This is a genomic window from Paraburkholderia hospita (genome assembly GCF_002902965.1).
GTDB lineage: Bacteria > Pseudomonadota > Gammaproteobacteria > Burkholderiales > Burkholderiaceae > Paraburkholderia > Paraburkholderia hospita.
Map to the genome: position 1 here is coordinate 353175 of NZ_CP026108.1, position 22291 is coordinate 375465.

At 62.2% G+C, this 22291-nt stretch carries 18 protein-coding genes and 3 pseudogenes; 9 read left to right on the forward strand and 12 right to left on the reverse strand.

The window, feature by feature from the left end; all coding sequences use genetic code 11:
* Positions 1-112: 112 nt before the first annotated feature.
* Positions 113-1417, reverse strand: coding sequence for a tyrosine-type recombinase/integrase (locus C2L64_RS46020; protein ID WP_103154007.1), 1305 nt, complete (start codon positions 1415-1417; stop codon positions 113-115).
* Between the two features lie 209 nt (positions 1418-1626).
* Between C2L64_RS46020 and C2L64_RS46025 the strand changes: the two genes are divergently transcribed.
* The 3 genes from C2L64_RS46025 to C2L64_RS46030 are packed head-to-tail and all read left to right on the forward strand — an operon-like array spanning position 1627 to position 3649.
* Positions 1627-2751, forward strand: a complete 1125-nt coding sequence (locus C2L64_RS46025; RefSeq protein ID WP_103154008.1) for a DNA-binding protein — start codon at positions 1627-1629, stop codon at positions 2749-2751.
* Positions 2751-3002, forward strand: a complete 252-nt coding sequence (locus tag C2L64_RS54620; RefSeq protein ID WP_158660598.1) for a hypothetical protein — start codon at positions 2751-2753, stop codon at positions 3000-3002. The genes C2L64_RS46025 and C2L64_RS54620 overlap by 1 nt, the downstream gene beginning before the upstream one ends.
* Before the next feature lie 5 nt (positions 3003-3007).
* The gene (locus C2L64_RS46030) at positions 3008-3649 is read left to right on the forward strand and encodes a hypothetical protein (protein WP_244212307.1); all 642 of its coding nucleotides are present in this window, start codon (positions 3008-3010) and stop codon (positions 3647-3649) included.
* A gap of 458 nt (positions 3650-4107) precedes the next feature.
* Here C2L64_RS46030 and C2L64_RS46035 read toward each other — a convergent pair whose 3' ends face one another.
* From C2L64_RS46035 to C2L64_RS46050, 4 genes are read right to left on the reverse strand one after another with little or no spacing between them, the layout of a single operon-like run.
* Entirely contained in the window at positions 4108-4470 is a 363-nt protein-coding gene (locus tag C2L64_RS46035; RefSeq protein WP_103154009.1) for a hypothetical protein, read from the reverse strand.
* Positions 4467-6356, reverse strand: a complete 1890-nt coding sequence (locus tag C2L64_RS46040; protein WP_103154010.1) for an integrase — start codon at positions 6354-6356, stop codon at positions 4467-4469. Before C2L64_RS46040 ends, C2L64_RS46035 begins: the two co-directional genes overlap by 4 nt.
* Positions 6353-8233 carry an integrase gene (locus tag C2L64_RS46045; RefSeq protein ID WP_103154011.1) on the reverse strand — a complete coding sequence of 627 codons (1881 nt, stop codon included), beginning with the start codon at positions 8231-8233 and terminating at the stop codon, positions 6353-6355. Before C2L64_RS46045 ends, C2L64_RS46040 begins: the two co-directional genes overlap by 4 nt.
* Positions 8230-9678: a site-specific integrase gene (locus C2L64_RS46050; protein WP_103154356.1), complete on the reverse strand. Its 1449-nt coding sequence runs from the start codon at positions 9676-9678 to the stop codon at positions 8230-8232. Before C2L64_RS46050 ends, C2L64_RS46045 begins: the two co-directional genes overlap by 4 nt.
* Positions 9679-9778: 100 nt before the next feature.
* Between C2L64_RS46050 and C2L64_RS46055 the strand changes: the two genes are divergently transcribed.
* The gene (locus tag C2L64_RS46055) at positions 9779-9991 is read left to right on the forward strand and encodes a hypothetical protein (protein ID WP_244212308.1); all 213 of its coding nucleotides are present in this window, start codon (positions 9779-9781) and stop codon (positions 9989-9991) included.
* Between the two features lie 236 nt (positions 9992-10227).
* On the opposite strand, the pseudogene C2L64_RS46060 reads toward C2L64_RS46055, so the two are convergent.
* From C2L64_RS46060 to C2L64_RS55320, 3 genes and pseudogenes are all read right to left on the reverse strand, one after another.
* A pseudogene (locus tag C2L64_RS46060) lies at positions 10228-11220 on the reverse strand (IS110 family RNA-guided transposase); the annotation flags it as partial.
* 270 nt (positions 11221-11490) lie between these two features.
* On the reverse strand, positions 11491-12510 hold the full coding sequence (locus C2L64_RS55315; protein WP_167449623.1) for an IS110 family RNA-guided transposase: 1020 nt from the start codon (positions 12508-12510) through the stop codon (positions 11491-11493).
* 357 nt (positions 12511-12867) lie between these two features.
* Positions 12868-13308 (reverse strand): annotated as a pseudogene (locus C2L64_RS55320) (IS110 family transposase); the annotation flags it as partial.
* Positions 13309-13465: 157 nt separating this feature from the next.
* Here C2L64_RS55320 and C2L64_RS46070 point away from each other — a divergent pair.
* Entirely contained in the window at positions 13466-13651 is a 186-nt protein-coding gene (locus C2L64_RS46070) for a hypothetical protein (protein ID WP_007736807.1), read from the forward strand.
* A gap of 491 nt (positions 13652-14142) precedes the next feature.
* Here the strand turns inward: C2L64_RS46070 and C2L64_RS46075 are convergent, their stop codons facing one another.
* Positions 14143-14889 (reverse strand): UPF0149 family protein, encoded by a 747-nt coding sequence (locus tag C2L64_RS46075; RefSeq protein WP_103154357.1) that lies wholly within the window; start codon positions 14887-14889, stop codon positions 14143-14145.
* 475 nt (positions 14890-15364) lie between these two features.
* On the opposite strand from C2L64_RS46075, the gene C2L64_RS46080 reads away from it, so the two are divergent.
* A complete protein-coding gene (locus tag C2L64_RS46080; RefSeq protein WP_167449611.1) occupies positions 15365-15793 on the forward strand; it encodes a hypothetical protein in 429 nt (142 codons plus the stop codon).
* 592 nt (positions 15794-16385) lie between these two features.
* Here C2L64_RS46080 and C2L64_RS46085 read toward each other — a convergent pair.
* A complete protein-coding gene (locus tag C2L64_RS46085) occupies positions 16386-16790 on the reverse strand; it encodes a hypothetical protein (protein ID WP_158660600.1) in 405 nt (134 codons plus the stop codon).
* 285 nt (positions 16791-17075) lie between these two features.
* On the opposite strand from C2L64_RS46085, the gene C2L64_RS46090 reads away from it, so the two are divergent.
* On the forward strand, positions 17076-18413 hold the full coding sequence (locus tag C2L64_RS46090) for an IS4 family transposase (protein WP_103154014.1): 1338 nt from the start codon (positions 17076-17078) through the stop codon (positions 18411-18413).
* A gap of 413 nt (positions 18414-18826) precedes the next feature.
* On the opposite strand, the gene C2L64_RS46095 is transcribed toward C2L64_RS46090, so the two are convergent.
* Positions 18827-19333: a hypothetical protein gene (locus C2L64_RS46095; RefSeq protein WP_103154015.1), complete on the reverse strand. Its 507-nt coding sequence runs from the start codon at positions 19331-19333 to the stop codon at positions 18827-18829.
* Positions 19334-20051: 718 nt separating this feature from the next.
* Between C2L64_RS46095 and C2L64_RS46100 the strand changes: the two are divergent.
* Positions 20052-20849 (forward strand): annotated as a pseudogene (locus tag C2L64_RS46100) (IS110 family RNA-guided transposase); the annotation flags it as partial.
* A 387-nt stretch (positions 20850-21236) separates the two neighbouring features.
* The gene (locus C2L64_RS46105) at positions 21237-21659 is read left to right on the forward strand and encodes an ATP-binding domain-containing protein (RefSeq protein ID WP_103154016.1); all 423 of its coding nucleotides are present in this window, start codon (positions 21237-21239) and stop codon (positions 21657-21659) included.
* A gap of 13 nt (positions 21660-21672) precedes the next feature.
* On the opposite strand, the gene C2L64_RS46110 is transcribed toward C2L64_RS46105, so the two are convergent.
* Positions 21673-22176, reverse strand: coding sequence for a hypothetical protein (locus C2L64_RS46110; RefSeq protein ID WP_103154017.1), 504 nt, complete (start codon positions 22174-22176; stop codon positions 21673-21675).
* Positions 22177-22291 lie beyond the last annotated feature (115 nt).

The following is a 22291-nucleotide window of genomic DNA, read 5'->3' on the forward strand; positions in this document are numbered from 1 at the left end:
CTGAGCGCAACTCCAAACCGGTATGACTAACATTTGAAGATCTGCTTGAAGCAGTGGCCTCAACGCTGTCCCGTTGTCCCGCCGTCCATCTCCCTGGCAGCCGGTACTGAAGTCACCAGTCAATCCGGTGTTTCTCGTCGGTTTCCTGATGCCGGCGATCCTCGTCCACGTGCAGGTAGATACTGGTCGTGGTCAGCGACGCATGCCCGAAGTTGTCCCGCACGTGTCGCAGGTCCACCTGATGGTCGGCCATATGCGAACCGGCGCTGTGCCGTAGCCAGTGGGCCGACGCCTTTTGCAGCAGGTCGGCGCGCACCGCATGTTCATCTCCCTGTTTGCGTAGCCGTTCAGCCGCGCGGGCGAACACATCCTTGACGATCGTGTGCACGGCGGCGCGCGTGAGCGGCCGGGTTGAGGGGGGCTGCGTTGTGTCCCGCGTCGAACTGTTTGTGCGTCCTGCCGTCTTTGCGGCAGTCCCATCCGCTGTGCTACCTACAGTGCTACCCGCAGTGCTTCCTATCGGCATGACGAGTGGCGTCGCCTCATTAGGTGAGGGAAGAGCTGTCATGCCCAGGGACTGCCGGTAGCGCGAGAGCTCGGTCATCAGTTCACGCGTCGCCGGCACCAGCCTTTCCCTGTCGCCCTTGCCGTGTACGGTCAGCCACCAGCGCATCGTCCCGCCGGCGTCGCGCCGCACGAAGAACTGGCCCATCGTGTTGCCGCCGGCCTCGGCGATGCGCAGGCCGCCCAGATACAGCAGCGTGAAGAGCCAGCGCACGCGGTGATAGTGCGCGCGGTCCCGGGCGGTCTGCTGCGGCATCGACGCGATGAAGTCCTTGACCTCCTGCCACAGGCCCGGTTCGAGATAGCGGGTGATGCGCGGGGCGGCCTTCGGCGTGCGCTGGCGCGAGAGCGCGAGCGGGTTGCCGGCGAGATACCCGGCCTGCACCAGCCACGAAAACAGCACATTCAGGATCACCATCGCCTGGCGGATGCTGGCGGGCGACAGCGGGCCGTGAAACGGCCGCCAGCGGGCGTCGCCACGCGCATGCTTGCGGCCGCCGCCCGCGCCGGCGTTGGCGATCCAGGTGGCGGCCGGCTGCGGATCGGCGACGAAGCGCTGGTAGCGCAGGCAGTCCTCGTGGGTGAGGGACGAGAGCGGCTTGCCCAGCTGCACGAGCGACCACAGCAGCAGCCGTTCGGCTTCCTTGCGGTAGCTGTCGAAGGTGGTCCGTTTGTCGGCGAAGCGCGCGAGCCACGCGCGGATCGCCTCGAGATCGTTCGCGGCGGCGATCTGCGCGATGCCGCCGGTGGCGCGGTTGGTCCCGGCGTGGCCGTCGAGTGCCGCCGGGATCACGAGCCTTTCCAGCGGGGCGGGGTGCACCAGCACCAGGTGGGCTGACGATGGCGTGGACATGACGGTGAGCTTTTCCGGGAAAGGTGAGCGTTTGCAGGAACGGGTCTGAAGTCAATCTGTCCCTGTATCAATCGTGCAGCAGGCCGCGGCACGATTAGCCCTTTATTTTTGGACATTATGGGGTTAATGTCAAATTAGTCGGCTGTTGTAATTGGATATGGTGCGTTTTACGTTGTATTATTGACAGATCGAAGCGTCCTTCCAGCCCCATGTCCGGTGACCTGTCCGCTGTGCCGTCCGCCGTTCCACCCGATATGCCGTCCGATGACGCCCGCCTCGCGGCCGACATCGAGCGGCTGAAGGCGGAATTCCCGAACACGCGCGCGCTGTACCGCGAGGTCTGCGCGCTGCTGTTTTTCCGCTACGGCCAGGCGCCGACCGTGAACCGGCTCTACCAGCTGGTGAAGCGCGGCAGCATGGGCACGCCCGCGGCGGTGCTCGGGGAGTTCTGGGCGGAGTTGCGCGACAAGAGCCGGGTGCGGATCGCGCACCCGGACCTGCCGGCCGATCTCGGTGCGGCGGCCGGGGAACTCGTCGCGACGCTGTGGACGCGCGCGACCGCGTCGGCACAGGCGGAACTCGACGCGCTCCGGGCGGAAGTGGAGGGCCAGCGCACGGAAGCCGAGCAGCGGGTCGCGGCCACGCGGGACGAACTGGGCCGCACGGAGACGGCCCTGGAGCAGCGGACCGCGGCGCTGCTCGCCGCCCAGGTCGAGGTCCGCGAACTCGAAAAATCGCAGGCCGAGGGCCACGCGGCGCGCCAGGCGCTCGAGGCCGAGCTCGTCCGGCTGAAAAGCGAGGCTGCGGCGCGCGACCGCGAACTGGAGAAGGTGCGCGAAGGCTTCTCGCGCGATCTGGAGAAACTGCGCGAAACGGCGGAGCGGGCGGAGGAACGCCTGCGCGCCACGGAAAAGCGCGCACTGCTCGAGATCGATCGCGAGCGTGGCGCCGTCGCGAAGCTGCAGAAGGAAATCGACGAGGCCACGAAGCGGGCCGACCGGCGCGAAGCCGAGCAGCGCCGCGCGGTCGAGGCGCTGCAGGCGCAGCTCGGTGATGCGCGCCATCAGGCAGGGGTGCTGCAGGGCCGGCTCGATGCGGTGCAGGCCGCGAACGTGACGCTGCAGGAGCAACTGGCGGCCCTGTGTCAGGCGGAGCGTCGGGCCGGGGTGCACGAGGCGGCCTTCCGCGAGGCCCATCCGGTCCGTGCGAAAGCCGTCCCCCCACGTTCCACTGCGACGCGCCCGCCGGCGAGCCGTCCGGCACGCAAGTCAGCGGCCGCGCCGATGACGGCAGGCAAGACCGCCGTGCGGCGAAAGAAGCGGGGCCAGGCGTGATGGCACCCAGACCCGGCGAGAGCAAAGGCCCCAAATTGCGCACCGGGCGCACCGGGCGGGTTGGGCGTCAGGCGGCACCGGCCTGGCGGCCGATTGGCGCGCTGATGCGCCATGGTCAACGGATCGTGCGGGTGATCGCCGAGGCGAGCGGCCAGCGCGTGATCATCGAGTCCGTCAATGCGGACGGCCGCGCCTTTCGCAGTACGGTGAAATGGCTTAGCCTCAGCACTCTTCACGATCAACTCTTCTGAGCGCGATGACGATGCAGCCGACCGCACAGCAGCTCGATATCTTTGCCGACAGCCGCGACGTGGTGTTGCGCAACGGCGTCTTCGACCAGTTACAGCGCCGCAATGGAGCGGCCGCGCGAGCGGCGCTGGATCAGCTGGCCACGGAATCTCCGGACGATCACGCGCTGTCCGCGATGACGGTGCTTGTCCGTGAACTCGAAGGTGGTTCCACAACGCCGTTTGCAGATCATGCGTCACTGGCCGTTGCCCGCCGTCACCTCGAGGAGGAAGTCGCACCCGCCGCGCGGCGGGTGCTCCCGGCGCAGACCGTTGGCGCATGGCTGGCGCCGTGCTGGTCGTTGCTGGCGCAGCGGGCCGCAGCCCTGCCGTTTCGCAGCGCCGATCATCAAGCCAACAGTCATTCCGGGACTCAGGCTGAAATACACGCGGTACCGTTGTGGCTGCACGCGGGCGAGTGGGTGGCTGCAAGCAAGGCCGTCGAGGGCATCGAGTCGTGGTGGCGCATTCCGGCACCGCTGGCCTGGATGACCGAGGCGCTACGGGACGGGCGGACTGGATGCCGCATGGCCGTTGGTTGCCGAACTCGCATGGCTGGCACCTCGCCGGTTCGCGACGGTGCTGTCCGCACTGGGCGACGCGTCGCTTGACGCGTTACGGCTGCGCTTCGATGCGGGGTTTCCCGGCAGCGGCGAAGTCGAAGATTCCGCGTGGTTCCCCGCGTTACGCGCAAGAGAAAAACAATGGACATCGCCCGGAGCCTTGAAAATACTGGGATCAGCTGTCTGCGAGGTGTCCATCAGATCAGCCGAAAAAGTGGACAGCACGACCGTCGGAGTGTCCATCTTTCGCAGCAAGTTCCGCATGGTTGGAAGCCCGATAAAGCCGGGCGTCCAACCATGCTAGAGGGTGTCAAACCACCGCGCATCAAGGGTTCACTTCGCCGGGCTTCGCCCGCCCTTGACCCGTTCAGCGGTCTCACAGAACCACGATCGAATTTGATGCGTCATTACGCGGGGTGAGCCGTACCGGGAATCTTCCCGAACATCAAATCGACGCAAGCGAAACAGCCCAAGCGCCCGTTTCGAGCGAAGACGTCCGCCTCGATCTAGCGCGGCTGCAAGGGCAGGACGCTACCGCCACGCAGCGCGGCCAGTTCTTTGCGCAGGCCGAACACCTGCCGCAGCAGTGCGAGTTCACGAGCCAGCGACTCGTCAAGCTGTGCCTGCAGATCCTTCGCGTCGCCCTTCGCGCGGTTCAGACGGTCGGTCAGTTCGCGCTTCGGGCGCTCGGCTACTGCGTTGGCCGCGTCGATCGCTTCGATCAGTTCAGCGAACTGCGGGCGCGACTTCTTGATGCTGCCCTTCTTGCGGCCCGCCTCGATCGCTACGGTGTCGTTGTTGATACGCGCATTCTTGCGCTTTTTCAGCCGTTCAAGGGCGGCGTAGTAGTCGGTCATGGCGCCGCTCATGCTGTCTCCGGGTTGATCAGGTTCTCTTGCGCGACAAGCAGTCGTTGCAGCGTCTGTGCTTCGATACGGTATTCGACGCTAGCCTCATCGACAGCGCGCAGCTTCTCGACCGTAGCCTGCTGCGCCTTGATCACGCGCTGAAGCTTTGACGGCACAACCACGAGGTTACGGCAGTCCGATTCAAGGCAATCCAGACGCATCCAGTCGAGCGGCGTCGACTTGCACTGTTCGACGCTGGCACAGCCGCCTAGCACTGTCTCGCGGTACGCCAGCTCGCCCTTCTCGAACATCCTGATCGTCTGCTCGCGCGAGTAGACCGACACAGGCGAGGCCTGCACGGCACGGCTCTGCGTCCACGCTGCATGCCCGCCGAATAGCCGCCCGTCAGAGAACAGCACCTGCTCGGCGTACGCAAGGTACTCGGACAGGCCCTGTGCCTCGGCCCATTCCTTCGCGAAGTGGGTCTTGTCGGTGTCGATGAAGCCTTTCGCGAATGCCGAGCCACGAGCGTAGTACATGCTCATCTCCTGCGTGATGTGCTGCAACTGACGCTTGAGCGTCGGCAGCGTTACGAGACCGCTGCGGTGCGCGTACAGCGCGAGCGTGCGGCGAAGCTGATGGCGCGTGAACGGCCACTGTTGCCCGGCCGCGTACTTCGGCTCGTCTTCCCAGGCGCGGTGCATGTCGACACGCTTCAGCTCAGCGATGTCCTCGACCGTGATCGTCGGGAAGACACGCTCACGAAAGGCTTCGATATCGTCATGTACGTTACTCGCCGCCCGGTTTGCCACGTACCCATAACTCAGATTCAGACCCATCCGGCAGAACAGCAGGTGCGAACCGTCCGTCGATTCGGCGTAGCCTTGCGCGCCGTGTGCCCGGTGCGCCTCGCCCGACAGCCGTTGCGCGAGCCTGACGGCGCGAGCAGCGAGCGGACCGGTCACCCAGCATGCGCGCCTGGGACGCCCGCCCGACAGCTTGGTCGTGACACCCTCGATGGTGTAGTGCGTCACGCCATCGAGACGGGTCTCGCTCAGGCAGTCGTACGGCAGGTTCTCCGCTTCCGCCGCGCGCATGCCGGTGAACGACACGATGACAAGCTGACATAGCGCGCTAATTGACGCGACAAGCGACGACACGACGTAACGGCGGTCCTTGCACCGGAAGTGCGCGGCAGCCCTTACCAGTGCCGCAGAGACGCCAGGACTCTCGCCAGCGTACCCGCGTGCGAGGTAGTCCGACAGAACGTCAGCGACGCCCTCAGCGATGCCGAGGTCATGCTGACAGGTCGACAGGAAGTGCTGGTAGATCCGCGTCGGGATGACAGGGTATTGCGAGTATCCAGCGTGTTGCGCCCAGCGTTCAAGCAGAGGCCTATGCAGTTGGGCCAGCGGTACGCGCAGCCCTGTGGTCTCGACCCCCAGACGGTGAAGCTTCACCAGAATCGAATGAAGGCGTTGGGCCTTCGCCTCCATCCCGGCTTGCGCCGCATAGTCCAGAACAACGGCGATGTTGGACAGGCCCTCGTAGAGCGTAAGCTGAAGTGCGGCGGCAAAGAACATGAACTCCCTCAGGTACATTGAACGAGCCTGAAGCGTGCCGGACGCCGGTACCGTATCGGTCGCTTCGTGCATCAGAAAGTACATGACCTGCTTCCATTGACGCGTAGTCGCTTCTGAAAGCGCGCGGCTCACGCCGTCAGGCGAGTGACCCCTGAAATAGAGATGGGTGCTGCGTGGCCCAACCATGTATGCACGGATGTCCCAGGCGTCGTCACCAAACAGCGAAACAGTGTTCCCAGCCGTATCGTGCGTGACGACCGTATCGTCCTCTACCCGATACCAGTCGGGACGCTCAGCGATCGGCGCAATCAGCGTGTTGTTCATGCCACTCCCAATTCGAAAAGCTGGTTGAGCTTGGCCAACCAGAAAGTGTCCAGATTCCCTTCGATGTCAACGTCCTGCTCAATCTGATGGACCAACGCGGCGTCGCGCTTGCGCAGTTCATCCAGCAGGAAGTCAACGCGCCGCAGCACGGCACCGAACGAACTGTCGTACTGCTCAATCGAGTCGGCACGTCCGCTCACGAGCCTGACGCAGTGACGACAGCTCAGCAGCTTGCGGATGTCGGCGACGTCAGCGTGTACGCGGTACTGGTCGCAGAAGAGACACCCTTCGGTCGAGCGGCAATCAGGCTGTACGGTGACCGATGCCGCGATTGGCGCAGGCTTGTTGAACTCGATGCAGACACCCACCGCACTCCTGATGCTGCCCGCCGGGTCGTTGACGGGCTTGAGCACGGTCTTCTCCACCAAAGCGAGGAACGCGCCCATCTCTGCCTTGTGTGCGGCGTCCGTGCCGTTCGAGTATGAACGCAGTGCCGTGGCCAGCGAGTGCCCCATCAGCTTCGCTGCGACGATGGGGCCGTGGTTGCTCACCGCCCAATCCTGCTTCGCCGCGCGCCACTGACGTGCGCTAATTCGCGGCAGCACGATCCCGAGCTTGTTGAGCCGCGCGTAAAGCAGAGTCAGAAATTCGGTTGGGAGACCGATTGGCCGTCGTAGCTGTACCTGATTCCCGACTACGATGAATAACCCGTCGCAGTCTGCGTCCTGCACCAGATACTCGCGCAGCGCCAGATACGTCTTGAGCTTCGGCATGAAACCCAACGAGACGGTAAACGTTACGTCCTTCCCGGCTGCACGGTACTTGACCTCGCGAAACTTCTGACGTGCAACTGACGCATCCTGCAGGCTCGCGGCGAGCCCCGGGCTCCACTTCATGGCCAGCAGTTGCGCGAGATTGATGCCTGTTTCGGCGAGAAACAGCGCGGCGAAACAGGAGACCGCTATCGAAGCGTGCGAGCGGCGGATCGGAGACTGCGCGTCCGCGTTCGCCGCCGCAAGATTTTTAGCCGTTAGCCTGGCGATGCTCCACGAACTCGTTCGAGGATTTTTAGCTCCTGCCCCAGCCATGCGCGTCGTGAGTTCTTCGCGAGTGCGCGGCTCTCCCGTCTCCAGATTCCAGCCAAGCAGGCCGCGCGAGTCGTCGCCTTTATTACGGCCAAATGGGTGCGGAACAAGGCAAAGATGCTCGCCTCGTGCCGTGGTCACGTGCATCGGGTACGGCTTGAAATCGAGTACGAGCGTGGTGATGCTGTTGAAGAGTGCGTCAGCCCATGCGAGCAGGGAGGCTTGTGCTTCGGCATCTGGCACAGCCGTTGGCACAGAAGCAGCCTCTTGGCTGCGCAGCACCCTCGCATCGGTACAGAAGTCGTCGTCTCTGAAGAGCTCACGTAGCATCGACAGCAGATTGCGCTGATAGCGGGCGACGGAATTGCGGTGCAGGCTGCCCAATGAGACCTGTTCGCGCTTCTCACGGAAGTAGCGATGAACCGCGTCCGCGGTAGCCTTCTCGTCACAGAGCACCTGATGCAGGCCCTGCATGTCGGCCCAGTTGACGAAGTCAAGCATGACGCGCAGAGCACCGTAGACCGTCTTCGGACGCATCGCGCCAAGGGTCATACGCCCGGAAAGCTGCGCCACCAGCAGGCGTACGACCTTGGCCCGTTCGCTGCTGAAGCTTGTTTGGTCGAAAGTGCGTCGCGTGCGCTGCCGGCTCGACGTATCACGCGTCAGGTAGCAGATCCGCCCGATATCGGACCTGCTGGCAAGGCCTTCCCACTTGAGCAACGCGCGTTCGGGGTGCAGCAGCGTTGTGCCCTCCGCGAGCGGCATGCACACTTCCTCATAAAGGCGGCTCATGCTGCCACCGCAGTGTCGAGGGCGCGCGTGACCAGTGCCGACAGGTGCGTGCCCCAGCCGTCCTGCACAGCGTCGAAGAGCTTGCGGTTCTCGCGGTAGCCGAGGTAAATCTCGGTCGTGGACGGCCGGGCGTGCCACATCAACTGCCGCAACTGATCGAGTGCCCGGGTGTACTTAGTCTCATTCGCTGTCATCGTGTCGACCATGTTCAGCCCGTAGGTCGCGCGCAGGTCGTGGAAGCTGAACTCGTACCTGGGGTTGCCGAGCTGTACGCGCATCATGGGCAACAGTTCGTCCCTGATGAACTGGCGTACGGCCTGCCCCGTCTTGAGGTGACGGCGTACGTGCGGGCCAGTGCTGACCGGGGCGCGCGACGCGCGGTCCTCGTAGAGCGGCGCACCGCGATGGCTCAGAAAGAGCGGCTGGTCGAAGTGATCGCCGCCGTCTGCCAGTTGGCGACGCTTGCGCGCACGATCGCTGTGCATATAGATGTACAGCCGCTCGTAGAAACCGCGCGGCAGATGCAACACGCCCTTGACACCGCCCTTCGTGTCGATGCCCGTACCCGGTCCGCAGGCGAGACGGATGTCGTCGCCGTGAAACTCGCCCGGCTTGCGCATCACGTGTTTCGCGCGCATGGTCAGTACCGTCTGGATCCGAGCGCCCGTCAACAGTGCGAACAGATGAACGAGCGTCATCTCGGTGTTGCCGAGAGCGGCTAACGATTCAAGCAGTACCGACTGCTCGGAAGAGGGGAGCGGGCGCAGGCGAGCGCCGTCCTGAATGCGGTCGTCCCACGGGTCTTCTGCGCGCCGACCACTGATCGACAGGTCGGTGGTCTTGACCTCGATCACGCTGCTGAAGCCCTTCTGGTCCTTGAACTCGATGAACCGGTCAGATTCGACCCACGGCGCGTTCACGGGCTTGAAGCCTGCTTCGGTCATTAGCCAGCGATAGAAGCGCACGATAGTGCCCATACGACGCCTGGCGACGCTCGGAGACAGTTCGCCTGCCTGCACGGCCAGCTTGATCGAGGCGCTATAGCGGTAGGTCGGACGTTGCCGCTTGTTCACGGGGAACACCAGCCAGTCGATGCCCTCGTCATCCAGATAACGACGGAACGCCACCAGATCGTCTGCGATGCTGGCGAAGGTCAGCATGTTGGGCGACGACTTCGACTCCATCATATCGATGAGCCAGATGTTCGCCTCAGCCCACGGCGTGCCGTCCGCGAGTCGGACAACAGGGAAAAGTGGGAAGGTACCTGCGATCGACTGCGGACGGGAGTCGCGCCTCCTGCTGGTGTCCGGGTCTGCGAGCAGGACCGTGTGGTAGATGGCGCCGCCCTCGGGCGTGGTGATGCTGACCGGCGTCGCGCCGGGTGTGTCGCGGTCAACAACCTCGGTCAACGGCAGTTGCCGGATGGTGGTTCGTCTTGCTGTCATCGCCCAGATCCTCATGCTGTGTTCGAGTGGGCGGCCTCTTTAACACAGCCTGCGAGTATCATGGAATCGTTCTTGGCTTGCGCATACGGCCTGGCTGCTGGTGGTCAAGCCGGCGCTCGCAGGCAAACTGCGTGAGGCGCGCGTGCAGCGCGACCATTCGGCGTCGCGTGCGTGTGCGCTGCTGGGCGAGATCCTGCGCCGGGAGCATGAAGGCAACCAGCACGAACTGGTGGGCCTGCGTCAGGCGTTAAGCCGGCTGCATGAAGGCCTGTTTGATACCTATATGGCGACACGGAAAGTGCAGCTTCGATGATGCATGACGATCGCGGCAGCAGGTCGAGGCGGACGTCGTCGTATCGGGGGAGTCAGGCGTGTCGGGCGAACGATGAGGTTGAAGGCGCGGTCGTACCGGGAGGGACAGGCTCGCGAAGCCTGTTGCCTGACGTCAACGAAACCCGATCCGATGCGTTATGCCAGTGGACGACGCAATGAATCGTCGCCTTACTCGCCACTGGAGACTCGTGAGAAACATTAAAGTCGCGCTGGTTTTCAGAGGGTTTGCGCGGTTGGGGTAATCTGGAAGCCAAGCGCCGTGGCGCGGCGCCTGAGTGCCTCGATGCTGCGCTGGCGCTGCTGCTCCTCATAGCGCTGCTGCCCTTGGTCAACGAAGGCCTCGCCACGCGTGAGCATGAAGTACACCATGCGGGCGAGCTTGTGGGCGACCGCCGTGTTGGCGCGCGGCTTGTCCATACGCGCGCACAACCGCCGGTAGAATGCACCAATCGCCGAGTCGTTGCGCGACAGGCTCATGGCGGCGAGCTTCAGCGCCTGACGCACCCGGTTCGCCGAGCGGCGCGTGCGCGCGCTCAGGACCTTGCCGCCGCTGATCTTCGTGCCCGGACACAGACCCAGCCACGAGCAGAAGTGTTTCACGCTGGCAAAGCGGCTCAGGTCCGGACCAATCTCGGAGAGGATCGTCATCACCGTTGTCACGGACAGCCCGTTGATACGTGTGAGGTCGACGCCCGCCCAGCGCGCAAGCGCCGTCCGTGCATCAAACTGCGGCGTGTTCTTGCCGCAGCGCTTGCCGGGACCTGACAGTTTGACTTCGTGAACCCCAAGTGGCCTGAGCAGCGCCTCGATCTTCTCATCGCATTCGACGACGCGTTGAGCCAGACTGTCGTACATCGCAAGCGCCTGCTGCAGCACGAACAGGTGCTCGTCACGCCAGTTGCCGGTCAGCGCCCGTTCGATTTCGGCCGCACTGGCCTTGACGCGGCCGTGGCGATGACTGGCCAGTACTTTCGGATCGCGCTCGCCGGCGACAATCGCGCGCACGATCGCCTGCCCGGTCATGCCCATCACATCCGTGAGCACCTCGGTGAGCTGGAGATTCATCTGCACCAGCGCCTTCTGCATGCGCAGCACCCAGCTGGCCTGCTCGGTGAGCAGCACCTCGCGGTGGCGCGCCACCGCGCGCACCACGCAGACCTCGTCGCCAGGGCGCCAGGCCGCTCGCAGCAGCCCCAGGCTCATGAGCTTTATATGGACGCCTCCCGTTTGCAAAGGGTTTCGAGCGATCTGACGTGACAGGAACGGCTGCAGCTTTATATGCGGCCTTGTTGCAGCTGGCATTTCCCGCTGCGGGCCCCTATGGAATCCGCTGACTCGCACCTCATTTCTGCAACGAGCTCGAAGCTCTTACAGCTCATTCAGGTTTGGCGAGTCCCCGGTCCGACCTGTTTTGCCATCACTCCCGATTCCCAGCGCAACCATTTGACGTTCCATCGGTTCATACGCAACGCTACTCGCTCATGCAGGCTTGGTGCTCACGTATCCCCTCTGATAAGGCCGGTCGTGGGCCAATACCGCCCAGATGGTCCGTGCCATCTTGTTGGCCAGCGCAACGACCACCACATTCGGTGGCCGTCGCTTCTTCATCTGCTCGATCCAGGGATCAGGCTGTTTCGCGTTCGTGATAACACTGCGTGCACCGTGAATGAGCAGCGTGCGCAAATAGGTGTCGCCGCGCTTGCTGATCCCATGCAGCTTCACCTTGCCACCCGAACCTGTTTGTTTCGGTACGAGCCCGATGCAGGCGGCAAACTCGCGGCCGGAGCGGAACGCTTTTGCGTCGCCTATCGTCGCGACTGCGGCTGTCGCCGTCAGCAGCCCGACGCCAGGAATCTCGCTGATCGCCTTGACCTCCTGGTCTTCCTTTTTCCATTCGCGCATCCGTCGCTCGATCGTGGCGATCTGCTCGTCCAGGCCGGTCAATCCGTTCCACTGCTCGCGCAGCGTGTCGATCAGTGCCGCTGGCAAGCGATCGGCAACCCGGGCCAGCACGTCGGGCATTGCCCTGTCCAGCGGCGCTCGGCCCTTGGCCATGACTTCGCCGTACTCCGTAAGCAGTCCGCGCAGCGCGTTGATCTGCATCGTGCGGAACTTCACGAGCTGCTCGCGTGTACGGTGCAGCGCCAGCATCGCCTGCTGCATCTCGGTCTTGATCGCGACGGGCTTGCTCGGCTGCTGTACCGCCAGCCAGATCGCCCGGGCGTCGGCGGGATCCTTCTTGTTGCGGATGTTAAACGCCTTCACGTATTCCCCGGGCATCAGTTTTACCTGATGGCCCATCCTGGTGAGCTGCCTTGCCCAGTGATGCGCACCGCCACACGCTTCCATGCCGATCAGGCACGGTGCACGGTTGACGAAGTACTCGAGAAACTTCGCCCGCTTGATCGGCTTGTTCACGATTTCACCGGTCTCCTCGTCGATGTGATGCACCTGAAAGACGTTTTTTGCAATGTCGATACCAACTGGAGTCAGCTTCATGACGCCCTCCTGTGAAGATCTCCATGATCTTCCAACTTGAGCACTTTGCCCCCGTCCAGGGGAGATCTGACGGGTCAAGGGCCCGGGCGTCAGCCCGGGAGTGCAGCGTCCCTTGACGCGGGGAGCGGTTCGCCATGCTGTGCTCCGGTCGCAAGCGCCGGGCAGGCGCTTGCGACCATGCGAAACCAGCTCCCTGATGTCGTCGTCTGATGCCGTCGTCAAGACCGCGACGTCCCATGCCATCGTTCGTTTCCGACTTGGCCACGTGATAGCACCTTCCTTAACTCTCCTCATTGCGACCACCTCCGCTATTCGTCGCGTTGGGAGGCGTCCATACCATTTCTGCAACCACTGGCAATCCTGCACATCGCTCTTGCGCCCCGGCACATACTTCATCTGCCGCGCGTCGACCAGCCAGACCGTCAACCCGCGCTGCTCCAGCACTTCATACACGGGTATCCAGAATACGCCGGTCGATTCGAGGGCGACCGTGTCAACTCCGCATGCCAGCAGCCAGTCCGCCATCTCGTGCAGATCGTCGGTCATCGTGCCAAACTCGCGTACCGGCTCTTCAGCCGCCCCTTTGGGCACCGCGACCCAGTGACTCGAGCCGCCAATATCGATCCCCGCCGCGTTCGGAAACACCTCAGGGCTGTCTTCGCGCTTGCGCATCGCCATCGCTGACCTCATGATCGTGGGTGGACGGCAGCGCCCTGGGATGCGTCGAAATTGACTCGATCTCGTGAACGGGATGCAGCTCGCGCTGCTCACCACTGTCGCCGACGAATCCCGGACCATGCTCTCAAGCGGGCTCACTTCGCGGCGGGCAGGCCGCCAGTGCGCACCATTGGTCTGTCGGTCATCGCGGCGCCGCCGTCCGCCTTTATACCGCGTCTCTTGCGTCGTCCCGTTTCTCCGCACACGCCGGCCCCGGCACGGGGTTGAATTGCTCTCAATGAAGACGCTTGCTGCCGCTTTGATCACATCGCTGTTTGCCACTGTCGCGTTCGCCCAGGCTTCCGCACCTGCGGCGACCGCACCGGCAGCCACCGCTCCGGCTACGACGCCGGCGCCTGCACACAAGACGACGAAGCACGTGCACAAGGTGAGTCACCACGCGACGCACAAGAAGGCGGCGTAATCATCCACGGCCTCGGCGTGAAGTCTCAGAACCCTGCTGCGGCAGGGTTTTTTCGCATTGAGCGACCGGTCCTGAATCTGGTAGCCGGTCGTAGACTTACCTCGTCAAGGTGTTCGCGGCTGGATTGGTTTCAACGCTGCCTTATGCGAGCGCGAGTGCTGTGGCTCTTTTCGTTTTGCGTCGCGCGTCAAATGCGCGCCCGGTTCAGATCGCGATAGTGAAATTTGCGTGACGAAAGGTGTCAAACGTCCACAAAACTGGTCGTCCAGCCTATTACGCAAGGGTGACACCACGCTACCTCCACTTTGTTGGTCTACCGGCTGAGCGATAGACTACAAAGCCGCTGTTGGCGCACGGCTTATGGCGAAGGCGGCTGAGCGCGAACAAATGGCCAGGAACGGTCGCTCGTGCACGCCGCCGCCTAGGCGGCGGCCGAACGTCAGGCTCCCACAAAACAACGGTCTCTTGCCTGGATCAGATGGGCTGCACTTTTAATGCAGAATGCTCGCAGCGCCGCAACACTTCTTGAATTTTTTCCCGCTACCACAGGGACATGGATCGTTGCGGCCGATTTTTGGGGAGTTCCTCCTGATCGTTGTCGCCAGTTGACGCTCGTGAACTGCATCGCGATAAGGTAACCAGAAACGGTAAATAGCCGCAATACTTGAAGGAATCTGGGCGGCAAGCGTTTCCCGCTGGGCGGGCAATCTGATGAGCGCTTCATCGTCAGCACTCACTTCCTCAGCCCCGAGAAGATGCAGGGGGCGAAGCCAATGCTTCCCTTGTGCATCATCGAACAGCGGCTCCCAGTGTGGGTGCGCTAGTGCAACTCCCTGCATGAAGCCCATTGCCCACCCCTCGGCGTCTGGATACTCGTGGGCGTCTCCCGCGTAGGTCATCGTACCGATTAACGGTCGAAATTCATCGGGACTGTCTTGCAGGCTCCAGATGATGCCGTTGTAGTGCCGCATGATCAGCTCAAAAATGCGCTGCGCCTGTTCCGCTGTCTCGAAAGCGGGGGCATCGTCCGGCGTTGAACCCCAGATGCCGGGCAACCATTCCCTCGGACGCAGTGTCGTGGGTCCGACTGCAATGGCGGTGAGGTAGCCGTCGAGGCCGTCCAGCATCAAGGTCTCGTCCGACGTGGAGTCGGACATCAAAAATTGCTCGAGTTCGTCAATCTCCGCATCTGCCAGCGGAACCATAATCTCCAATGCAGCAGCCTTCGGTTTGTTCACGATGAGTGTTTCCAAAAACGACATGAAGCGAATGAACCGTGCCGGATGCTATCGCGTCTTCCCAAATCCCGATCCGGTCGATGGTAGGCCGCGGCATGGGCGGTCGTGATCGAACGCGGCAGTGCGATGAACGCTGTCTAGGCAGCCAGATGGACGACCGGCATTGTCGCTCACATCCCGCTCATGTGGCGCGGCTCACGTGATCATTCCAAAGCCAGGTTGATGAATCAGTGTCTGGACGCTTTTACGTGTGCTCGATCCGCCCCACGAGTCGTCGATCCCCGGTGCGCTGGCCCGAGCCGGCTCGTTCATTGTGCACGCCAATCCTGCGCTACCATCAACGGATGTTCCTTGAGAATCAAAATCCTGGCGCGCTTGCGCCACATCGGACCCTCCGTCCTCAAGACGTTTTTGGGCGTCTTCGAATGTTGCCGGTCTGTCCATCCCAAACGTTGCAACCTATGGGAGTAGAGCCATGGTCGCAGTCAAGCATGACGATCTCTCTATGGCCTTCGACTTTGTTAGCTGCGCGGCGCCGATGGAGCACAACGCCTATGTCTCGCTCGATACCGGTAACGTCTACTGGACTTCCGATTTCAACGACGCGTTCGATGAGGAAATTCCTGACGACCTTGAAACCTCGGATCGTTACCTTGCAATACCGCACAAAAACGAACTCGATCTTGGAAGAAGTCTCGTCTTGCACTTTGTCGCACACGAGTTGCCTGCGTGTTACGACCAGGTCGAAGGATTTTTCCGACGACAGGGGGCTTACGCGCGTTTCAAGGATTTGCTGGCGCGTAAAGGTGCTCTCGAGCGCTGGTATGCTTTTGAAGCCGACGCTGTCGAAGGCGCGCTGAGGCGATGGTGTGCCGAAAACGGAATCGAGATTCTTGAGACGTGACGGCCGGTCAGACCCGAAGTCGTTGATGTCTCGCCCGCCGACCGGCTGATGCGGGTTGAAGTCCATTGCCCTTGCGGGGCGGTCACAGCTGCATTCGCCCAGAACCGCAAGTCAGTGACGGCTATGCAACGCATAACGACCGCTTACCGGATCAGCGGCCAACGTCAGGGACGGCCGAACCTGAGTCGTTTTGCGCGCAACTGTCGCTGCCTGCTTGTCGGCCGGAGCCGACGTTCACGTGTCGCCGTATGCGAGGCAGCTTCAGGCCGCTTTTCTGCCATTCTGATCTGCGCAACCGCGAATGTGGCGTTCACAGGGTTTGCGCAAGTCGCCATAGCATACGGAACGGATCAAGAGTACGTCAGAACGGACGGCTCCCGGTCAACTTCCTGCCTTCACAGTCACGGTCATCCGCTATGGTTGATATGAAGCCTTTCATCTTGATCGCGATCGTCAACTCCCCAGGCGTCTTTCTGCGGATGTTCGTCACGCGCCTCGAAGCGCGGGTGGGATACGCGGTCGTAGATGCTATTGCTGGCTATGCCGGAGTTTAAGCGCAGCAGTAACGAGGCCGAACTGCGGCCAAAATCCTTTACACCGTCACGGACTTTTTGCGCGGCCGTGGCAGTTTGGGGGTGACGTCTCTCGCCTCGACGTCAATCGCCGGTGCACGTCCGGCTCGACCCGCGTTGCGCCCCGTCTGCGTTTTCGCACGCCGTGTGCTCTTTGAGCTTACCTCGAGCGGCTTACCCGCAACTGCGGTCTTTGCTGTGAGCGCTGATTCGTCAGAGGTCTCCTGCGTGACGTGGTCGACGACACCTTGCTCGAGCAAGTCGTACGGTCGTTTTCGCAATTCGTGTGCGCGCTCGTCCGCCTTGTCCTTGTTGTCAAAATGTCGCTTGACTGCATAACCTCCCATGCCAACGGCAGCTACACCGACAGTTGCACCGGCGATCGCAACAGCCACTTTAACCATACTTTGTAGAGACTTACTCATCGCATTCCCGTTAGGCGAGTTTCTTGCGCTTTTTTCCAGTCGGCCTTCGATCCATCCGCGCAGCACTATTGCGCAGGCGCATTGATGACTGTCGCTCTGCGCGGCGTCGGGCGGGATGCACGTTGTCTCACAATCAGGCATGAGATAATGCACAACGGATGGTTAAGGTCATCCCATTACACATAAGTCTGTAGGCGCCGAGAAAGTCGTTTACGGTCAATGACATAGCGGGGTGGGTTGTAAACTGCTTCGGAGTGTCGTTTACTGTCGCATTTTGGGCGGCGCATGAAGCAAGAGGCAGCGAGCTGGGCAGCGGCAGAATTCAAGGACATCGACCTGGGTGATCAGCGTCTGAACGCGCGCGCCGTGCTGCTGGCGGAGCGGCTCGCGCAGAAGCCGACGGCAAGCATACCTAACGCATGCGGCGGCTGGGCGGAGACGGCCGGGGCGTACCGGTTTCTGGCCCAGGATGAACTGGACTGGCGCGATATTCTGGCGCCCCACTGGCAAAGCTCGGTCGAGCGGATGCGAGCTTGCGAAGTGGTGCTATGCATCCAGGACACAACGGAGCTGGACTTTAACGGCCAGACGATTACGGGTCTGGGGCCGCTGTCGTATGAGGCCCAGCGCGGGATGTATCTGCACCCGACTTACGCGGTCACGCCATCGCGCGAGCCGCTGGGCGTGCTTGACGCCTTCATGTGGGCACGCGAACCCAAAGGCGCGGATGGTGTGCGTGCGGGCCTCAAGGAAAGCATTCGCTGGGTCGAAGGATATGAGCGGGTTGCCGAACAGGCTGCGGCACTGCCTGCCACGCGGCTCGTCTATGTGGCTGACCGGGAGTCGGACATCATGGCGTTGATGCTCAAGGCACGCGAGTTGGACAACCCGGCCGACTGGCTGCTGCGCTCGCAACACAATCGCACCCTGCCCGAAGGCGGCAAACTGTGGAACAAGGTTACGGCGGCCAAGCCCTTGGGCACAATTCACTTTACGCTGGCGGCCCGTCAGGCTCAGCCGGCGCGTACGGTCCGCCAGCAGGTGTGGGCGCAGCGTGTCGCGCTGCCTGATGCTGCAGGCGACGTGGTGAACGTCACGTGTATCGTCGCCCGGGAACTCGACCCGCCGGCAGGCGTCAAGCCGCTCGAATGGCGGCTGCTGAGTAACCGCGATGCGAACGACCTTGATGCGGCGGCGCAGCTGATTGACTGGTACCGGGCGCGCTGGGAGGTGGAACTATTCTTTCACGTACTCAAGAACGGCTGTCGGGTCGAGGCGTTGCAGCTCACATCGAAGGCGCGGCTTGAGCGCGCCCTGGCGCTGTACATGGTGGTCGCGTGGCGTATCGCCCGGCTGATGCGACTGGGTCGAACCTGCCCGGACCTTGACGCGCAACTGCTGTTCGAGCGCGATGAATGGCGCGCGGCATACATTCTGAACAAAAAGAAACCACCCAAGACGTCACCGCGACTGAATGAGGCCGTGCGTCTGGTCGCCATGCTGGGTGGCTTCCTGGCGCGCAAAGGCGATGGCGAACCCGGAGTCAAGACCATCTGGCAAGGTCTGCAGCGCGTGATGGATTTCGCCGCCGGACTCAGGTACGCACGAGAACTTGACGAATGAGTTGTGTGTAATGAAATGGGTTAAGGTGCCATCTCAATAACGGCATCCAAACCGCATTCTTTAGACGCCGGTTGGCTCTATTTCTGAAGGTGCATATGCTTCGCAGACTGAACCGCTTCGGGAATCCGGGGCGGTTCAGTCGTTCGAGCTACGTGGACCCCGTCAAAGTGTTCACGGCAGTCGGTGGGTGCGACGGCATTGGTCTCACTCAAACAACGCTGACTTTTGCGAACATGAGCATCTTGTCACCAAGGCATTCGCGGCGGCTCGTGGGCGGGGCCCGTCAAAGTGGACAGGCTGACACCTGTGCGCTTCAGAATCCCGCAAACGCTGCCTTATCGCTTGCCGTCGTGTCAGTCAGCCCTTTCCCGACCTACCTGAGGCACAAGCAAGACGGGAAAATGCAGTGGATCTCACGCGACCCGCGACCTGCGCCGCGACATGGATGTGCACAGGGAGCGCACCGAGCTAGCATTCGCGGCCAGCGCCTTAGCCGCAAAGATGAGGCCCTCAACAAAGACGCCGCCATGGTACGGAAGACTGTACTCAACAGTAACGCCTAGTGGGTTAATGAGACACAACGTACCAAAGTGCGCTATCTGGTTACGGGTCTTGGCTTTCTCAGCCCAGTCCTTTTCGGTAAGTCCCAGTCCCTTGATCTCTTCGCTTCGGAAAACGACCACCCTCATTTTCACCATACGATTCTTGTGCGAGATCCATACAATTACGACTTCATCGGTTTCTTGTACGACCGCATCGGTCTCGTCGGCCTTAAAGTGGATATCAACGTGCGCGTCAGCCGGCAGATTCCACTCGGGTACCGCAGGTAATTCTTCGACAAGCTCTGACGGCAAATTTGCTGCTTGGAATTGCTTCAGCAGCGCCCCGATTGCCATATCCGCTTCCAAAATTACCGACATCTACCGCACCTCCATGTTCGTTTCGGGGCCGTCAGGTCCAAATACCCGCTTTGCTCAGGACAGCCTCGGAGGATCGGCGGCCGAACCGATACACCACATTCGCATTGAACTGTTGCACAGGCTGATGGCAGCGATAGCTTCCTCGGCAGTGACTTTCCTTGTTTCCTATCTACGGTTATCGGCGTTTGCCGCGCCGACTTGAGATGCCAATTCGAGGCTCGATGACGGCTCGAGGTCGCCCGTTACCAGTGCAGAACTGTACGCCCCGAGCGGGAGATGGCCCTGCGCTTCGTGCGTATTGCTCGCGAGCCGTTCCAGGGTATCGCCGAGATGGAGAGGCTCATGTAATTCTGAGACTGACTCGACCTGAGGAAGCCACGAGTGGCGCGTGGAAGCTGGGAGCGCGTCGCATTCGACCTGTACGCGAACAAAGACTATCCGAATTTGCATAATCCTTTCCGCGTGGGTAGTTCATCGCCTACGACGCCGGTTTCGTGGGCGTGATGAGGGGGTGCTTTGGACCTGGTCGCGCACGGTCGGTGGGATTGGCGCCGAATACGAGGTCGCCCTGGTTGCGGTCCATCAGGCGCGCACCGGGATCCAAATTCGCTTCGACGGGGTAGGGCTTGATTAGGCGCTGGCAGAACCCGTGGATCGTCGAACAGGTGATTTCGTCGATGGCCGCGGACGACGCAGCAAGATTCGCGAGCTGGGCTGCCGAAACGACAGGCTCGATGCCGAGGCAATCTGCGAGGCCGCGGGCCGCCCGCACATGCGCTTTGTGCCCGTCAAAACGGCAGACCAGCAAAACGTGCTGGTGGTGCACCGGATGCGCAGCGGTTTCGTCGAGGAGCGCACCGCGCTGATCAACCGGGTGCGCGGCGAACTGGTGGAGTTCGGCGTGTTCCTGCCGCAAGGCATCGACGCATTTCGTGCCCATTTTGTCACGGCACTGGAGAACGGGAGCAACGAACTGAACGGTGTCGCACGCACTGCGCTGCTGCAAGGCTGGAACCACATTCAGGCCCTTGACCGGCAAATCACCTGGTGCGACGCTCAGATCGCCGCGCAGGTGAAGCACGACAACAATGCGCAGCGCGCGATGGCGGTTATCGGCATCGGACCGCTCACCGCATCGGCCGCCGTGGCGACCGTCGGCGACGCTCGCCTGTTCAAGAACGGACGGCAATTTGCCGCCTGGCTCGGCACGGTGCCCAAACAGGCGAGCAGCGGCGGCAAGACGCGGCTGGGCCGTATCACGAAGCAGGGCAACACGTATCTGCGCACGCTGCCGTTTCAGGGCGCGCGCTCCCCGGTCGCGAGCGCCCATCGACGAAAGCTGTCGCGCTGGATCGTTCAACTTCAGGCACGGGTGGGCTGGTATCGAACGCTGGTGGCGGTCGCCAACAAGCACGCGAGAATCCTGTGGGCAATTCTGGCCAGGGGCGAGCGTTTCAATCCTTCGTATGCTCCGACCCGCCCAGGTGCCGCCGGCCCTCGCACCGCAACCGCGTGACCGGACAGATGAGTAACCAAGCGTACAGCCATAAAACCCAATAGGGGAACTCCACACACGAGGACTCAACAGGCATGATAGCGACAGGTCAGACCGGCAGCGGGCGAACTCGACAAAGCGCCAGGCGCTACATGATGTGTATTCGCCGCAATCTGGATGGAGTCCTGCTGCGCGGTTACTATCCGGGCCCGGGCACCGCAACGATAGTGCTCAACAAGGCCGCTTATAGGTACGCAGTCTGTCTCGCCGCTGAATGCCCGATTGTCTCCTCCCGACCACATGGGAGTTACATGGATGGATGAACAAACCCCGAGCTTGCAAAAATGGGAAAGTCCTTATAGGCGCTTTGATCCTGAAAGCCCTTACTGATCAATGACTTGAACAGTCATGGTTTGCTTGGCGGGCGCCGACACGCGGCGCGTTGCTGCAAGCGGCTCTGCGCGATGCTACCGCCAGATTTTGCACGAAAAGGACGACTACCCCGACATTGCGTTGCTGACGTTCAATGGCCGCGACAGATCGACATTGTCGACGCTCGCCCACATCGGGCATCACGCGTTGCGCGGTTTCATGGGCGACTACGACGAGCATGGCGCGCCGCGCTATCGCGACGGCGAGATCACCATGGAAACGGTCTATCGTTTCAAAGGGCAGAGCGCGCCCTGCGTGATCCTGACGGGAGTCGACTTCGAACAGTTCGATGACACTGTGTTCCGGCGTCTGTTCGTCGGTGCGACGCGCGCGACGATGAAGCTGATCGTCGTCATGTCGGATCGCGCGGCGGCGCAACTGATCGAGAGAATGCCGTAACGCGCGGTGCACCTTACTCGGCGTCGAGCAGCTGCGCGATCATGCGCAGAAGCTCGCGCCGCACCGCGCCTTGCGTCGACGAAGCCGCAATCAACCGGCCGAGCCGCGCAAGGGCCACCTGAGGCGACAACACGCCCGCGAGCGCCCAATGACCGGAGCGACGCTTCGGCAATTCCTCTTCACGCCCCGTGAACAGGACCATTTCAGTGCGGCCCGCAGCGAATGACGCCAGCACGGCGCGGTTGGCCTGGATGCTGTGCCAGCAGAACGCGTCGTTCGCGCGGCGCGCGGGCTTGACCAGATGCACGACGATATCGGCATCCGTCTCACGCCGGACACGCGAGATCTTCCACACAATCGCTCCATTCATATCGGGCAGTTCGCTTGCCCACGACTGAACTTCTGATTCATCGAATCCCCAGAGCCTCAATGCGACGCGCACCGTCTGTCCGTTCTCGCGTGCAGCGCGATGAAGGTCCGTGGCGTTCGGGCGAGTCGTGTTCGTCGGCGTTGTCATAGGTGAGGAGCACTCCCAGTGGTTGCATGACCGTCATTGTGAAAGGGCCTCGGGACAAACCTTGTCCAGAGCGATGCGACAACGCGCAAGCGTATCGGGACACAGCTTGTCCCGT

Bases quoted from the DNA above. Each gene is read 5' to 3' on its own strand.
- C2L64_RS46050 (WP_103154356.1), bottom strand. From the start codon at position 9,678: ATGACAGCAAGACGAACCACCATCCGGCAACTGCCGTTGACCGAGGTT.
- C2L64_RS46030 (WP_244212307.1), top strand. From the start codon at position 3,008: ATGACGATGCAGCCGACCGCACAGCAGCTCGATATCTTTGCCGACAGC.
- C2L64_RS46070 (WP_007736807.1), top strand. From the start codon at position 13,466: ATGAAGACGCTTGCTGCCGCTTTGATCACATCGCTGTTTGCCACTGTC.
- C2L64_RS46095 (WP_103154015.1), bottom strand. From the start codon at position 19,333: ATGTCGGTAATTTTGGAAGCGGATATGGCAATCGGGGCGCTGCTGAAG.
- C2L64_RS46105 (WP_103154016.1), top strand. From the start codon at position 21,237: ATGGTTTGCTTGGCGGGCGCCGACACGCGGCGCGTTGCTGCAAGCGGC.
- C2L64_RS54620 (WP_158660598.1), top strand. From the start codon at position 2,751: ATGGCACCCAGACCCGGCGAGAGCAAAGGCCCCAAATTGCGCACCGGG.
- C2L64_RS55315 (WP_167449623.1), bottom strand. From the start codon at position 12,510: ATGAAGCTGACTCCAGTTGGTATCGACATTGCAAAAAACGTCTTTCAG.
- C2L64_RS46035 (WP_103154009.1), bottom strand. From the start codon at position 4,470: ATGAGCGGCGCCATGACCGACTACTACGCCGCCCTTGAACGGCTGAAA.
- C2L64_RS46080 (WP_167449611.1), top strand. From the start codon at position 15,365: ATGGTCGCAGTCAAGCATGACGATCTCTCTATGGCCTTCGACTTTGTT.
- C2L64_RS46020 (WP_103154007.1), bottom strand. From the start codon at position 1,417: ATGTCCACGCCATCGTCAGCCCACCTGGTGCTGGTGCACCCCGCCCCG.
- C2L64_RS46085 (WP_158660600.1), bottom strand. From the start codon at position 16,790: ATGAGTAAGTCTCTACAAAGTATGGTTAAAGTGGCTGTTGCGATCGCC.
- C2L64_RS46045 (WP_103154011.1), bottom strand. From the start codon at position 8,233: ATGAGCCGCCTTTATGAGGAAGTGTGCATGCCGCTCGCGGAGGGCACA.
- C2L64_RS46110 (WP_103154017.1), bottom strand. From the start codon at position 22,176: ATGACAACGCCGACGAACACGACTCGCCCGAACGCCACGGACCTTCAT.
- C2L64_RS46025 (WP_103154008.1), top strand. From the start codon at position 1,627: ATGTCCGGTGACCTGTCCGCTGTGCCGTCCGCCGTTCCACCCGATATG.
- C2L64_RS46090 (WP_103154014.1), top strand. From the start codon at position 17,076: ATGAAGCAAGAGGCAGCGAGCTGGGCAGCGGCAGAATTCAAGGACATC.
- C2L64_RS46040 (WP_103154010.1), bottom strand. From the start codon at position 6,356: ATGAACAACACGCTGATTGCGCCGATCGCTGAGCGTCCCGACTGGTAT.